At 59.2% G+C, this 13,023-nt stretch carries 14 protein-coding genes and 1 tRNA gene; 4 read left to right on the top strand and 11 right to left on the bottom strand.

What is annotated here, in order from left to right; translation table 11 throughout:
- The first annotated feature begins 107 nt into the window (after window positions 1–107).
- The gene (locus tag ABD937_RS17415; RefSeq protein WP_345257093.1) at window positions 108–707 is read left to right on the top strand and encodes a Crp/Fnr family transcriptional regulator; all 600 of its coding nucleotides are present in this window, start codon (window positions 108–110) and stop codon (window positions 705–707) included.
- Window positions 708–799: 92 nt separating this feature from the next.
- Here the strand turns inward: ABD937_RS17415 and ABD937_RS17420 are convergent, their stop codons facing one another.
- From ABD937_RS17420 to recQ, 9 genes are all read right to left on the bottom strand, one after another.
- Complete coding sequence (locus ABD937_RS17420; protein ID WP_345257094.1) at window positions 800–1,189, bottom strand: DUF4260 domain-containing protein; 390 nt, start codon at window positions 1,187–1,189, stop codon at window positions 800–802.
- Between the two features lie 69 nt (window positions 1,190–1,258).
- The gene (locus tag ABD937_RS17425; RefSeq protein WP_345257095.1) at window positions 1,259–1,687 is read right to left on the bottom strand and encodes a response regulator; all 429 of its coding nucleotides are present in this window, start codon (window positions 1,685–1,687) and stop codon (window positions 1,259–1,261) included.
- A gap of 140 nt (window positions 1,688–1,827) precedes the next feature.
- Window positions 1,828–2,004 carry a hypothetical protein gene (locus ABD937_RS17430; RefSeq protein ID WP_345257097.1) on the bottom strand — a complete coding sequence of 59 codons (177 nt, stop codon included), beginning with the start codon at window positions 2,002–2,004 and terminating at the stop codon, window positions 1,828–1,830.
- Window positions 2,005–2,265: 261 nt separating this feature from the next.
- Window positions 2,266–2,691 (bottom strand): arsenate reductase ArsC, encoded by a 426-nt coding sequence (locus ABD937_RS17435; protein WP_345257098.1) that lies wholly within the window; start codon window positions 2,689–2,691, stop codon window positions 2,266–2,268.
- Window positions 2,691–2,846 (bottom strand): hypothetical protein, encoded by a 156-nt coding sequence (locus ABD937_RS17440; RefSeq protein WP_345257099.1) that lies wholly within the window; start codon window positions 2,844–2,846, stop codon window positions 2,691–2,693. Before ABD937_RS17440 ends, ABD937_RS17435 begins: the two co-directional genes overlap by 1 nt.
- 63 nt (window positions 2,847–2,909) lie before the next feature.
- Window positions 2,910–3,752 (bottom strand): arsenite methyltransferase, encoded by an 843-nt coding sequence (locus ABD937_RS17445; protein WP_345257101.1) that lies wholly within the window; start codon window positions 3,750–3,752, stop codon window positions 2,910–2,912.
- A gap of 69 nt (window positions 3,753–3,821) precedes the next feature.
- Entirely contained in the window at window positions 3,822–4,151 is a 330-nt protein-coding gene (locus tag ABD937_RS17450; protein ID WP_345257102.1) for an ArsR/SmtB family transcription factor, read from the bottom strand.
- A gap of 135 nt (window positions 4,152–4,286) precedes the next feature.
- Window positions 4,287–4,359 (bottom strand) — tRNA-Phe (locus ABD937_RS17455).
- 265 nt (window positions 4,360–4,624) lie between these two features.
- Window positions 4,625–6,913 carry a DNA helicase RecQ gene (gene recQ, locus ABD937_RS17460; protein WP_345257103.1) on the bottom strand — a complete coding sequence of 763 codons (2,289 nt, stop codon included), beginning with the start codon at window positions 6,911–6,913 and terminating at the stop codon, window positions 4,625–4,627.
- Between the two features lie 280 nt (window positions 6,914–7,193).
- On the opposite strand from recQ, the gene ABD937_RS17465 reads away from it, so the two are divergent.
- Window positions 7,194–8,159, top strand: a complete 966-nt coding sequence (locus tag ABD937_RS17465; protein ID WP_345257104.1) for a KpsF/GutQ family sugar-phosphate isomerase — start codon at window positions 7,194–7,196, stop codon at window positions 8,157–8,159.
- A 7-nt stretch (window positions 8,160–8,166) separates the two neighbouring features.
- The gene (locus ABD937_RS17470) at window positions 8,167–9,273 is read left to right on the top strand and encodes a mannose-1-phosphate guanylyltransferase (protein ID WP_345257106.1); all 1,107 of its coding nucleotides are present in this window, start codon (window positions 8,167–8,169) and stop codon (window positions 9,271–9,273) included.
- Between the two features lie 551 nt (window positions 9,274–9,824).
- On the opposite strand, the gene ABD937_RS17475 is transcribed toward ABD937_RS17470, so the two are convergent.
- Entirely contained in the window at window positions 9,825–10,538 is a 714-nt protein-coding gene (locus ABD937_RS17475) for a 3'-5' exonuclease (RefSeq protein WP_345257107.1), read from the bottom strand.
- Between the two features lie 391 nt (window positions 10,539–10,929).
- Window positions 10,930–11,319 carry a RidA family protein gene (locus ABD937_RS17480; protein ID WP_345257108.1) on the bottom strand — a complete coding sequence of 130 codons (390 nt, stop codon included), beginning with the start codon at window positions 11,317–11,319 and terminating at the stop codon, window positions 10,930–10,932.
- Between the two features lie 212 nt (window positions 11,320–11,531).
- Between ABD937_RS17480 and ABD937_RS17485 the strand changes: the two genes are divergently transcribed.
- A complete protein-coding gene (locus ABD937_RS17485) occupies window positions 11,532–12,683 on the top strand; it encodes a methionine aminotransferase (protein WP_345257109.1) in 1,152 nt (383 codons plus the stop codon).
- The last annotated feature ends 340 nt before the right edge of the window (window positions 12,684–13,023 follow it).

The raw sequence follows: 13,023 nt of genomic DNA on the forward strand, positions 1-13,023 counted from the left end.
TGTGAGATTTCGGATTTCAGATGTATTGCTGACGCACGCCAGGTAGATCTGAGATCACTCTGGCGCCTGCTTGCGTATTTTTGGAGGCGTCCTTTCCGCGCCTTTTTATGGATTCACCACCACCCGTCGCTCCGCTTGAATACCTGCGCCGCCAGCTCGAGCGCTTTGCCCCGCTGCCCAACGACGAGTGGGAGCTACTGCCGCCGCACCTGGAGGAGCGCACCCTTCCGAAGGGAGCCCTGTTCGTGGAGGCCGGCAAGCGTGCGCCCTGGGTGGCCTTTGTGCTCGCGGGAACCTTCCGGCAGTATTACACGGTCGACGGCGTGGAGCGCAGCACCTACTTTTATTTGGAGGGCGACCTCCTCTGCGATTACCTCGGCTGCCTGCGCGGCCGCCCGGCGGGCCTGAGCATCGAAGTGCTGGAGGCGGCCCAGGTACTGTGCTTTCCCTACGAAGTGATCGATACCCTGTACCGGCAACGGCCTGCCTGGGGCACCCTCGGCCGCAAGCTGGCCGAGTACCTGGCCGCGGGCCTGGAGGAGCGGATGGTATCGCTGCTCACCGAAAGGCCGGAGGCGCGCTATGCCGCCCTGCTGGCCGGCAACAAGACGCGCATCCTCGAGCGCATCCCGCAGCAATATATCGCGAGCTACCTGGGCATCACACCGGTGAGCCTCAGCCGGATCCGCGGACGGAGAGGTGCATAGTTTGAGGTTTGTAGTTGTGGCCACTTGATCAGTCCATGCCCGCCCCCCGGCCTGACGAACGCGTAAATATTAAAATCTTTCCTCTCTACGCCTCACGCTTCCCGGTAGGCGGAACCGCTGCTTTTCTGTTTACCGACAAAGCCCAGGTGCCTATGAGCGAACCCGGTGGCATACTTCAGCCCATAGCCGAACACACGGTCGAAGGAGGCATGGGCGAAGAGCAAAAGGCCGGCAACGAGCAACACCTCGTATCCGCCGAAGTACCCGGCTGCAACAACGCCGAGTGCGCCGCCGCGGTGGTGGGCCATGTTGTAGGCGACGGCGCCGGCGCGCGGCCCGGCCGCATAGCCCAGCATGCTGGCGTCGGGAGCGAAGAAGAGGAGGGCCCAGGCCCAGGGCGGAAGAGATAGCGGCTGCTGACCGAGGAAATACAGGGCGGCGCCGGTGAGCGCGGCCTCTTCGAGTGCGATGAGGGTCTTCATGACGATTGTTTCGTCAAAGCTCCCGCTCGCGGGTTCTTCCGCGCTTAACAATCGCTAAGAAATGGCCGCTCAGAGCAGGTCGGCATTGGGGTGCCGCGCGATCTTCCAATAGTTGAGGATCATTTCGACCATATGCACCAGCGCCTTGAAATCGTTCGGCTTCGAGAAGAAGCCTTGCGACAGGTTCTCATACGATTCGAGCACGGCCGCGTGGTTGGTGGTGGTGCTGAGGAAGATGTAGGGAATGCTCTTGCGGCGGAGCGCCGGATCCTGGTTGATGAGGCGCTTCAGCTCGGCGCCCGACATGCCGGGCACGTTGATGTCGGAGAAGATGATGAAGGGCTTGTCGCGGGTAGTCTTCAAATAGGTATAGGCATCGGTGCAGCTCTCGAAGAACTTGAGCTTGTTGATGACCTCAAGGGACGCAAACACCTCGGCGAGCAGGTCGCGGTCGTCCTTGTCGTCGTCGATAATGATGATGGGGCCGGTGCGGGCCATGGGAGCGGGATTTGAGGAGCAATAAGGAAAAATCGGACCACGGGGGCACATAGCCATTAGCCGGGCCCTTCGATGCCGGCGCGTACGCGCTCTCGGTCGCCGTCGGCCAAGACGCCGGGGGCTATGCCGGGATCGAGGTCCTAAGCCGGCGGCAGGCCGAACCGTTGCTTGAAGCGCTCGTTTCCGGAGAACAGGTTGCCAGCCGGGTCGCAGTACCAGATGCCGAGCCCCGCGGCTTCCCCGGCGAAGCGCAGCGAATCGTCGCTGTCGCTCGCTCCGCCTTGTAGAAAACGATATGCTGCCGCACTGCTCATCATGTCGCTGGTCGTTATAAGTAAGGGTGAAGGTATGGCCGGCGAGCGGGAGGCGACTGTTCCAACAAACAGCCGCGGTCGCATTGCTGCTCCGGGGAACACCCATAGCTACCTGTACTTCAGCCTGGACCCGGGAGGGCGGTCGGGTCGGCTTGAAGGTACAGCAGTACCGCCGCTCGCCGGTTCCGGCTACGCTTGCCACGACCCCGGTCTGAATCGGGCGAGGCAGCCCGTAGGAATACGGGTGGGCGCTCCCCCGGCGGGCTAGCGGGTTGCCTGCACCAGCTCGCCCGCAAGGCGCCTGCAAAACTCTTTGATCTCTTCACGTACCTGCCGGAACGCGGCTTCGATCTCGGCCTCGGAGCCGGTAGCTTTTGCCGGGTCGGGGAAGGCAGCATGCAATTTCGTGGCCGATGCCGGAAAGTGGGGGCAACGCTCCTGCGCATTGTCGCAGACCGTGAGTACATAGTCGAAGGACTCGCCGGCGTATTCATCGACCCTGTTCGATGACTGGCCGGAAATGTCGATGCCGTCGGCTTTCATGGTAGCAACGGCGCGTGGGTTGACCCCGTGGGCCTCTATTCCTGCACTGCGTACTTCAAGTGCCGTTCCGCCGAAATGCTTCAGGTAGCCTTCCGCTATCTGGCTGCGGCAGCTGTTGCCGGTACATAATACCAATATTCGTTTCATCAGTCGATTTTTACAACGCTTATAAAGATCCAGAGGAGGTTGATGATCGTGAACCGTGGGTCGAAGCCGAACGCGACGTTGAGCGCGATGATGCCCACGAGGATGATGCCGAAGCGCTTATGACGCGCGATCCAGGGTCTTGTGTCTTTATTCATTTGGGACAGTCGGGATATGCGCCGCCCGCGTGCACGCGGGCGGCGCAGCTTTATAAATCAGAATCAGTTGCAGCAGCCGGGCTGGCAGCAGGGTGCCGCTTGCGGTTTCTCGGCATACACCGTTACGGAAAAGATGCCGGTGCCGGAGTGTTTGAAGGCCTCGAGCTCGTCGGCGCCGAGGTAAGCGCCCAGTATGTCGTCGGGGATGGTGATCACTTTTTCCTTTTGCACCGTCAGGTTCGTGAACCCGCTTGCGCGGATCAGTTCCAGGTAGGCTTCCTTCTGTATCGCTCCCGATACGCAGCCGGCGTACATTTCGGCGGCGTGCTGTATGTTTTCGGGCAGGCGGCCCACGAGCACGATGTCGGAGATCGAGAAATGGCCGCCCGGCTTCAGTACCCGGAAGATCTCCCGGAATACGGCTTTCTTATCCGGTACCAGGTTGAGCACGCAGTTAGACACCACCACGTCTGCGGTGTCGGTTGCAATGGGCATGTTGTCGATGTCGCCTTCATGGAACTCCACGTTGGTGAACCCGCGCACGGCCGCATGGTGGCGCGCTTTGGCAATCATTTCCGGAGTGAAGTCGATGCCGATTACCTTCCCGGCCTCGCCGGTTTCGTGACGGGCGATGAAGCAGTCGTTGCCGGCGCCCGATCCCAGGTCGATCACGGTGTTGCCGGGCCTGATCTGTGCAAATTGGGTAGGCAGTCCGCAACCCAACCCGAGGTCGGCGTCCGGGTGGTAGCCTTCGAGGGTCGAGTAGTCGTCGGCCATGATGTTGTATACTTCATCAGAGCAGCCACCGGAGCCACAGCAGGAAGCGCTGTTGGTGTCTTTGTCCTGGGCGGCGATCTGCGCATACTTTTCGCGCACGAGGTGCTTGAGGTCTTGTTCCGTTTGCATGTGGATGGTTTTGAGTTTAGCGAGATACTATTTATTGCAATATTGCGATTGAGGTATCCAAAAAAAGGGTCAGCAGCAACCGGCTCCGCCCTTGTACGATCCGAACAGCGCAGCCAGCTCTTTCTCGTATCCCTTCCAGGTCTTCGGGTCGATGCAGTAGCAGACGCTTGTTCCTTCGATCGTTCCCTGGATGAGTCCGACGTTCTTCAACTCGCGCAGGTGCTGGGAGATGGTGGCTTGTGCCAGGCCCAGCTCCTCTACGAGGTCACCGCAGATGCAGGCGTTTGCCTTGATGAGGTGTTGCAGGATCGCAATACGCGCGGGGTGGGCAATGGCCTTGAGCAGGGTGGCGAGCTTATTCTGATGCGCCGTGAACATTTCCGTTTTCGTAACCCCCATATTGTTCGTTTGATTGCAATATTACGATTAATATTCGCCGGGCAAAAATTTTTTTCATGTGCGGCGTTCCGGATCCGTTGGTGAACACAAAAAGCCCCGGCAGCATTACTGCTCCGGGGCTGTTGTTTCTGGTTGTGGTGTGGGCCGGGGTCGAACCGGCGACACCTAGATTTTCAGTCTAGTGCTCTACCAACTGAGCTACCGCACCTCCTTTTCCAACCATCGCTTGCGCGAAAGCGGGTTGCAAAAATAGGGATATCCACAGACAATCCCCAAAGAAATTTTCGAAAAAATCTGGCTCCCGGGAAAAAGAGCAAGAACACGGATGGGACGGATACCACAGATCAATACTGATCGATCCGTTCCTATTCGTCACACCCGTATGATCCGTGTTCCATTCCGCTGACCCGGGCAAAAGAAAAAGGCCACCCAACGGGCGGCCTCGTTATTCATTACTGATCATTCATCACTCATTAATTCCCGTACACACTCAGGAACTTGATCCGCATGATCTTCAGCTGCTCCCAGTTGTAGTTGCCTTCCGAGAGCTCCTGCAGCGCCACGTCGAGCGAAGAGGTCTGGCAGCCCTTGAAGTACTCGAGGATGTCTTCCTGGTCGTAGTCGTCGAGCATATCGGAGATGGCGTAGTCGAGGTTCAGCTTCGTGCCCGACGCGGCGATCGTCTCCATCTCCTCCAGCAGCGCGTCGAGGCGCAGGCCGCGGTTCTTCGCGATGTTCTCCAGCGGGATCTTCTTATCCACCTGCTGGATGATGTGCACCTTGTTGGAGCTCTTGTTCACCACGCTCTTCATCACGAAGTCGTCAGGCTTCTCGATGCTGTTCTCGGTCACATATTTTTCGATGAGCTCCAGGAAGGGCTTGCCGTAACGGATCGCCTTACCCTTGCTCACGCCCTGGCAGCGCTCGAGCTCACCGGTCGTGGTCGGGAAGAAGGTGGCCATGTCCTGCAGCGAGTTCTCGAGGAAGATCACGAACGGGGGCAGGTTCTTCTTCTTGGATTCTACCTGGCGCAGCTCCTTCAGCATGTTGAAGAGGGCTTCGTCGGCCACAGGCGCGGCGTTGCTCTCCGAGCCCGACTCGTCATCGTCGGCCAGCGCGTCTTCAAAGAGGTTGTTGAGCACGATCTTGAAGCTCTTGGGCTTTTTCAGGAACTCCTGGCCCTTCTTCGTGATCTTGAGCACGCCGTACTCCTCGATGTCCTTCTGCAGGATGCCTTCGAGCAGCAGCTGGCGCACGAGCGAGTTCCAGAAGTGCTCGGGCTGGTCTTTGCCGAGGCCAAACTGTGCCAGGCCTTCGTGGCGGAACATCTTGATCTGCTGCGTGAGCTCGCCGCGGATGATCTTGACGGTATAGTCGGTAGCGAAGCGCTCGTCGAGGGCGGTGATCGTCTGGAGCATGCGCACCACGTCGTCCTTCGCCTCGATCACTTCCTTAGGATGCTTGCAGTTGTCGCACTGGCCGCAGCCCTTGGTGCCGTATTCCTCGCCGAAGTAGGAGAGGAGCACCTTGCGGCGGCACACGCCGCTCTCGGCGAAGGCCACCGTTTCGGAGATGAGCTGGTTGCCCACCTCGCGCTCGCTCAGCGGCTTGTCGCGCATGAGGTGCTCGAGCTTGGAAACGTCTTTGTGCGAATAATACAGGATGCACTTGCCTTCGAGGCCGTCGCGGCCGGCGCGGCCGGTCTCCTGGTAATAGTTCTCGATCGACTTCGGGATGTTGTAGTGGATCACGAAGCGGATATCGGGCTTGTCGATGCCCATGCCGAAGGCGATGGTGGCCACGATCACCTGCACGTCCTCGCTCAGGAACTGGTCCTGGCGGTCGGAGCGGATCTTGGAGTCGATGCCGGCGTGGTAGGCCACGGCCTTGATGCTGTTTTGCTTCAGCAGGTCGGCGAGCTCCTCGGTGGTCTTACGGTTGGTGGTGTAGATGATGCCGCTCTTGCCCTTGTTCTGGGAGATGAAGCGGACGATGCTCTTGAGGGTATCTTCCTTCTTCACCTTGGGCTGCACTTCGTAGTACAGGTTGGGGCGGTTGAAGGAGGAAAGGAAGATCTGCGGGTTGCGCAGGCCGAGGTTCTTGATGATGTCGCTCTGCACCTTGGGCGTAGCCGTGGCGGTGAGGGCGATGACGGGGGCCGTCGGGTGGATCTCGTCCATCATGTCGCGCAGGCGGCGGTACTCCGGGCGGAAGTCGTGGCCCCACTCCGAGATACAGTGGGCCTCGTCCACCGCGAAAAACGATACGGTGAGGTCGCGGAAGAAGTCGAGGTTGTCCTGCTTGGTGAGGGTTTCGGGGGCTACGTAGAGCATCTTGGTGCGGCCGCTCTTGAGGTCGGAGTGCACCGTCTTGATCTCTTTCTTCGACAGCGTGGAGTTGAGGAAGTGGGCCACCTCGTCTTTGGAGGCGTAGGAGCGCACGAGGTCCACCTGGTTCTTCATGAGGGCGATGAGCGGGCTCACGATGATGGCGACGCCCTCGAGGATGGTGGCGGGCAGCTGGTAGCAGAGGCTTTTGCCGCCGCCGGTTGGCATGATCACGAACGTATCGTGGCCGGAGAGGAGGCTCTGGATGATAGCTTCCTGGTTGCCGCGGAAGCCGTCGAGGCCGAAGTGCTCCTGGAGGGCGCTATGTAGTTGCTCGGAGCTAAAGGGAGAGGCAGAAGGAGCGGTGGGGGCAGCAGGTGCCTCCGCCTTCTTCCTGCCGGCGGGCTTTTTCAGGTTCTTGTTAACGGTACTCATGGGGTCCACACTATTTTATGCTTACGGCGACGCAAGGTATTCAAGATAATCATTTTGGTCTTCCCGAAAACGGCTGTGTAAGGGTTTTTCATCTGCTGCTGTCCGCGGAGAGGTGCGGTTTGTTCGTTCCGGTGCTGGCAGCCGTCAGGAGGGGTCCAATCAAGTAAGCGAATGTAGCACAAGGTTGCATAGGCAACTAAATACAAACCGTTAAAACCGTCTTAATGGACGCCGGGCCGGCATTCTTCGTATGGCGGTAAAAGGCCTAACTTTGCGACCCTTGAAACCGGATACATCCATATTGGAAGCCGCCCGCCGCACCCTCCTCATGGAAGCGGAATCGGTGCGCGCGCTTACCGACCAGCTCGACGGCTTCGAAGCCACCATCGAAACCCTCGCCGCCTGTACGGGCCGCATCGTGATCTCGGGGATCGGCAAAAGCGCCATCATCGCCCAGAAGATCGTGGCCACGCTCAACTCCACGGGCACGCCCGCCCTCTTCCTGCACGCCGCCGACGCCATCCACGGCGACCTCGGCATGGTGCAGCCCAACGATGCGGTGATGATCATCTCCAAAAGCGGCGAAAGCCCCGAGATCCGCGTGCTGGTGCCCTTTATCAAGAACTTCGGCAACTGCGTGATCGGGATGGTGGGCAACACCGAGAGCTTCCTGGCCAGGCACAGCGACTTCATCCTCAACACCACCGTGCAGCAGGAGGCCTGCCCCAACAACCTGGCGCCCACCACCTCTACGACGGCCCAGCTCGCCATGGGCGACGCCATCGCCGTCTGCCTCATGGAGCACCGTGGCTTCAAGGTGGAGGACTTCGCCAAGCTGCACCCCGGCGGGGCGCTCGGCAAGAAGCTCTTCCTCCGCGTGGGCGACCTCTCGCGCCAGAACGAGCAGCCCCAGGTCAACATCGGCGCCACGCTCAAGGAGGTGATCGTGGAGATCACGAAGCGCCGCCTGGGCATGACCGCCGTGATCAACAATGCCGGGGAACTTTCCGGCGTCATCACCGACGGCGACCTGCGCCGCATGCTGGAGCGCACCACCTCGCTCGAAGGCATCCAGGCCGGGCATATCATGACCGAATCGCCCAAGACCATCGACGTTTCCGAGATGGCCGTTTCCGCGCTCGACATCATGCGCAGCAACAATATTACCCAACTGCTCGTGCTCGACGGGGGCGCCTATGCCGGCGTCATCCACCTGCACGACCTGATCCGCGAGGGTCTGCTTTAAGCCCATTATGAACGCATTCATTCGCCAGCACATTAATAAGCACACGTATGTGGCCATCATGGCCGGTGGCATCGGCTCCCGGTTCTGGCCCGTCAGCCGCACCAACTACCCGAAGCAGTTCCTCGACATCCTGGGCACGGGCCGCACGCTCATCCAGCAGACGATGGATCGTTTCCGCAACATCGTGCCGGTGGAGAACATCTACGTGGTGACCTCCGACGACTATGTGGGTCTCGTACAGGAGCAGCTCCCCGAGATCCCGGCGGCCAACATCCTCGCCGAGCCCTACCGTAAGAATACGGCTCCCTGCGTGGCCTATATCTCCTTCAAGCTCCAGCAGCTCGATCCGGAGGCGTCGCTCATCGTGGCGCCTGCCGACCACCTCATTCTCGAGCAGGAGAACTTCCTCGGCGTCTGTGCCAAGGCGCTCTCCTTCGTGGCCAGCCTCAACGCGCTCGTCACCATCGGCATCCAGCCTTCCTACCCCAACACCGGCTACGGCTACATCCAGTACGAAACGATGGAGGTGGTGCCGGGCATCAACAAGGTGAAGACCTTTACGGAGAAGCCGAACAAGGAGCTCGCGCAGGCCTTCGTGGCATCGGGCGAATTCCTCTGGAACGCGGGCATCTTCGTGTGGCAGGTGAGCCGCATCGTGGACGCCTTCCGCAAGTACCTCCCCGAGATGTACGAGCTCTTCGCCGCCGACCAGGACAAGCTAAATACCGAGGCGGAGGCCGGGGTGATCGAAACGATCTACCCGCAGTGCGTCAACATCTCGATCGACTTCGGCATCATGGAGAAGGCCGATAACGTATACGTGATCCCCGCCGCCTTCGGCTGGAGCGATCTCGGCACCTGGAACTCGGCCTGGGACAATATGGAGAAGGACTACCTCGAGAACGCCGTTGTCGGCGACCACGTGATGGTGATCGACGCGCAGCGCTGCGTGGTGCATGCGCCCGAGGGCAAGCTCGTGCTGCTCCAGGGCCTCGACGACTTCATCGTAGTGGATACGAAGGACGTGCTGCTCATCTGCCAGAAGGAGAAAGAGCAGGAGATCAAGGAATACGTAGCCGAAGTAAAGCGCAACATGGGCGACGGGTTTTTGTAAGAGGGAACGTCTGTTGGTCTATTAGTTTATTGGTTTATTAGTAAGGGTCGCCGGTGGGTGGCCCTTTGTGTTTATTGGTTTACTCGTTTACTGGTAGGTCGCTGCTGTGCGGCCTTTTTTCTTTTGATGTAAAAGCTCCTGCTCTTGTCCGCCGCAAGCGGCTGACTTTTCTTAAGGCGGCACGCGGATTTCTCGCGGAGACGCAAAAACGCAGAGTACGCAGGGAATGTTGCGTTACCCGGAGTGCTGTAATTGCGAGCGTAGCGAAGCAATCTCCCGCGTTACGCGGAGTCTTCGTAAAAACCTCGCGTTATGCAGCGCGTCCGAAAGAAAAATGAAAGGGCGGTATTGCTACATGGTTTTGGGCTCCTTCTGTCTGGCCTCACGCGTAACGGGGGAGATTGCTTCGTTGCAGGCTGCCTACGGCGCCTGCTGCCTCGCAATGACGTTTTGCGTGCTTTGCGTCTTCGCGTGAAACCCGCGTCGATCTTTAAAGACTGCCAGGCGCTTGCGCCGGGACAAAACAAAATTGAAGAGGCCGCCTGCGACCCCTAACTCACGATCAGCACCTGCTCCTCGGGCACGAGCGGCTGGCAATGATACCGCAGCAGCACCTGCGCGAGCGTCACCACGTCTTTCTGGCAATAGGTGCGGATGCGCTCGAGGTCACCGTCGTTCCAATAGACCGGTCCTACCTGGCTGCCGTCGATATCATCCTTGGGCGAGGGCACGCCGAGGGCGGCGGCGATGAGGTTGAGGGAGGTGTAGTTCTTGAAGTCGCCGAACTTCCAGAGCTCCATCGTGTCGAGGTGGCGCACCTCCCAGGGCTTGCGGCCCGCGATGAGCAGCGGCTCGGGAATGAGGATGCCGTTGATGATCATCCGGCGACAGAGATAGGGAAAGTCGAACTCCTTGCCGTTGTGTGCGCAGAGCATCTTGTCGGGCCCGGTCCAGTGCCGGTGGAGAGTGCCGGCGAAGTCGCGGAGAAGTGCCGCCTCGTCGTGACCGTAATACGATTTGAGCCGGAGCCGCTTTTCGGGGCCATCGCCCTGCAGGCAGCCGCAGGAAATGCAGACGATCTTCCCGAACTCAGCATAGATGCCTGCCCGCTCATACACCGAAGCCGGCCCCTCGCCCTCGCGCCCGCGCAGGAGGGAAGCGGCCTTGATATCCCAGAGGCCTTTCCAGCGCTCCGGCAATTCGTCGTAGCTGCTGTACTGCGGCACGGTTTCAATGTCAAGAAAAAGAATGTTGCTGAAGTTCATAACCGGGAACGTTGTTGCAAAAGCGGTACCTAAGCTAAGCAGGAGCCGGAGAAGTTATGAAGGGCTTTTCCACAGGGAGGGGAACAGAAGAACAGGGAACAGGGAATAAGGAACAGGGAATACTTAAGGCAGGAGCCGGAGAAGAAGGGATTTTTACCGCTAAGAAAACCCGCCTGCGCTGAAGCTTCAGCGGGCAGGGAAGGAGCTAAGGTTTTCGCTAAGGAGGGAGCGTTTATTGGTCTATTCGTTTATTTGTAATTGGTTTCTCCACAGCATACATCATCGTACAAACAGATCATACCTGCTTGAAGGGTGGAGTAAAAATGACTACAGCCCAACCAACGATCATCCGCGCCCATCGTATAAAATCCGTAAAATCTGCGTTCCTTCTCTAATCCACCACAGCCGTCGCTTCGATCTCGATCAGTTGGCCTTCGCCGATGAGGCGGCTCACTTCCACCATGGTGGTGCAGGGGCGGATGTCGCCGAAGAGGGCGCCGTGCGCGCGGCCGGCCTCTTCCCAGCGGGAGATGTCGGTCACGAACATACGCGTGCGGACCACGTGGCGCAACTCGGCGCCGGCCTGCAGCAGCACCGCCTCGATCTTGCGGAGGATGAACTCAGTCTGCAGGTAGAGGTCGCCCTCGCCGATGAGCACGCCGTATTCGTCTACGGCCACGGTGCCCGACACCTCGATCACGTTGCCCACGCGCACCGCGCGGCTATAGCCTACCGTGGCCTCCCAGGGAGCACCCGACGCATAAAGGGTTCGTTGACTCATCTGCTAAAGATAGCCAGGGGCAGCATGCCCTGGCCCTCTTTCCGCGTTTCATAAAAACTGCCCCACCCGGATGCGGGTCCGCTTTCAGCGGAACGCCCGCACCAGCAGCACCCGCACCAAAAGACAGGTCAAAACCCTCAACCCTCTTCCGCAACAAACGTCTTCCGCGTGTTCTGCGTTTTCCGCATGCCCCTCCCCGTATTTTTGGGCCCATGTCGCCGATCCAGATCACCTCCAAGCTGCCCAACGTGGGCACCACCATCTTCACCGTGATGAGCGCCCTCGCCGCCGAGCACAAGGCCATCAACCTCGGGCAGGGCTTTCCCGATTACCCTATGAGCGCGGAGCTCGCCGGCCTCGTCGACAAGGCCATGCGCGACGGCTTCAACCAGTACGTGCACATGAACGGCTATATCCCGCTGCGCGAAGCGCTCGCGGAGAAGGTGCAGTATTTGTACGGAACGGAGGTGCATCCCGACACCGAGATCACGATCACCCCCGGCGGCACCTACGCACTGTTCACGGCCTTTGCCACCATCCTTAACCCCGGCGACGAGGTCATCGTGTTCGAGCCGGCTTACGACTGCTACATCCCGCAGATCGAGCTCATGGGCGCGAAAGCCGTTACCATGAACCTCCTGTTCCCCGAATACCGGATCGACTGGAACACCGTGCGCGCAAAGGTGACCGAGCGCACGCGCGCCATCGTCATCAACACGCCGCACAACCCTACGGGCGCGGTGCTGTCGGCGGCCGACATCAAGGAGCTGGAATCGATTGTGGAAGGAACGCGCATCGTGCTCATTGCCGACGAAGTGTACGAGCACCTCATCTTCGACGGGCTGCCACACGAGAGCGTGCTGAAGTACCCGGCGCTCCGCGCCCGCGCCTTTGCCTGCTTCTCGTTCGGCAAGGTGTATAACTGCACCGGCTGGAAGCTCGGGTACTGCATCGCGCCCGCGCCGCTGATGGCCGAGTTCCGCAAGATCCACCAGTTCAACGCCTTTACCTGCGACACCCCGAAGCAGGTGGCGCTGGCGGAATTCCTCAAAGACCGCAGCCAGTACCTTGAACTTGGAAAACAACTGCAGGGGAAGCGGGATCACTTCCAGCAATTGATGGCCGGTACGCGCTTCACGCCGCTGCCCAGCCATGGCTCCTATTTCCAGATCTACTCTTACAAAGACATCAGCGACGAGCCCGAGAAGGACTTTGCCATCCGCCTTACGAAGGAAGCCGGCGTAGCCACGATCCCGGTCTCCTCGTTTTACCGCGCCCCGGTCGACAACGGCGTGCTGCGGTTTTGTTTCTCGAAAAAGGAAGAAACGCTGGCAGCGGCAGTGGAGCGGCTGCGGGATCTTTAAGAACAGGGGAACAGGGAATAAGGAACAGGGAACACGGAAGGCGAAAAAGGTGAAGAAGCGTTTTTGAACCGCTAAGGCGCTAAGAAGCTAAGGTATTCGCTAAGGAGGGATTGTTTATTGGTCTATTTGTAATGGGCTTTTATGTGAGGCAACCTTATCGTACCAACCGATCATACCTGCGTAACACTTGCGGATTTTAAACCTGAAGCATTATAAGACATAATCCGCCCTCATCGTATAAAATCCGTATCATCTGCGTTCCTTCTCTCGGCTCATTTTTAGAGTGTGCCCCAAATAAGCGGGAGAAGCAACGCTTTCCGCAAATCTGAGATCACACATC

This window comes from Flaviaestuariibacter amylovorans (genome assembly GCF_039541815.1).
GTDB classification, from domain to species: domain Bacteria; phylum Bacteroidota; class Bacteroidia; order Chitinophagales; family Chitinophagaceae; genus Flavisolibacter; species Flavisolibacter amylovorans.

Bases quoted from the DNA above. Each gene is read 5' to 3' on its own strand.
- ABD937_RS17415 (WP_345257093.1), top strand. From the start codon at position 108: ATGGATTCACCACCACCCGTCGCTCCGCTTGAATACCTGCGCCGCCAG.
- ABD937_RS17420 (WP_345257094.1), bottom strand. From the start codon at position 1,189: ATGAAGACCCTCATCGCACTCGAAGAGGCCGCGCTCACCGGCGCCGCC.
- ABD937_RS17425 (WP_345257095.1), bottom strand. From the start codon at position 1,687: ATGGCCCGCACCGGCCCCATCATCATTATCGACGACGACAAGGACGAC.
- ABD937_RS17430 (WP_345257097.1), bottom strand. From the start codon at position 2,004: ATGATGAGCAGTGCGGCAGCATATCGTTTTCTACAAGGCGGAGCGAGC.
- ABD937_RS17435 (WP_345257098.1), bottom strand. From the start codon at position 2,691: ATGAAACGAATATTGGTATTATGTACCGGCAACAGCTGCCGCAGCCAG.
- ABD937_RS17440 (WP_345257099.1), bottom strand. From the start codon at position 2,846: ATGAATAAAGACACAAGACCCTGGATCGCGCGTCATAAGCGCTTCGGC.
- ABD937_RS17445 (WP_345257101.1), bottom strand. From the start codon at position 3,752: ATGCAAACGGAACAAGACCTCAAGCACCTCGTGCGCGAAAAGTATGCG.
- ABD937_RS17450 (WP_345257102.1), bottom strand. From the start codon at position 4,151: ATGGGGGTTACGAAAACGGAAATGTTCACGGCGCATCAGAATAAGCTC.
- recQ (WP_345257103.1), bottom strand. From the start codon at position 6,913: ATGAGTACCGTTAACAAGAACCTGAAAAAGCCCGCCGGCAGGAAGAAG.
- ABD937_RS17470 (WP_345257106.1), top strand. From the start codon at position 8,167: ATGAACGCATTCATTCGCCAGCACATTAATAAGCACACGTATGTGGCC.
- ABD937_RS17475 (WP_345257107.1), bottom strand. From the start codon at position 10,538: ATGAACTTCAGCAACATTCTTTTTCTTGACATTGAAACCGTGCCGCAG.
- ABD937_RS17480 (WP_345257108.1), bottom strand. From the start codon at position 11,319: ATGAGTCAACGAACCCTTTATGCGTCGGGTGCTCCCTGGGAGGCCACG.
- ABD937_RS17485 (WP_345257109.1), top strand. From the start codon at position 11,532: ATGTCGCCGATCCAGATCACCTCCAAGCTGCCCAACGTGGGCACCACC.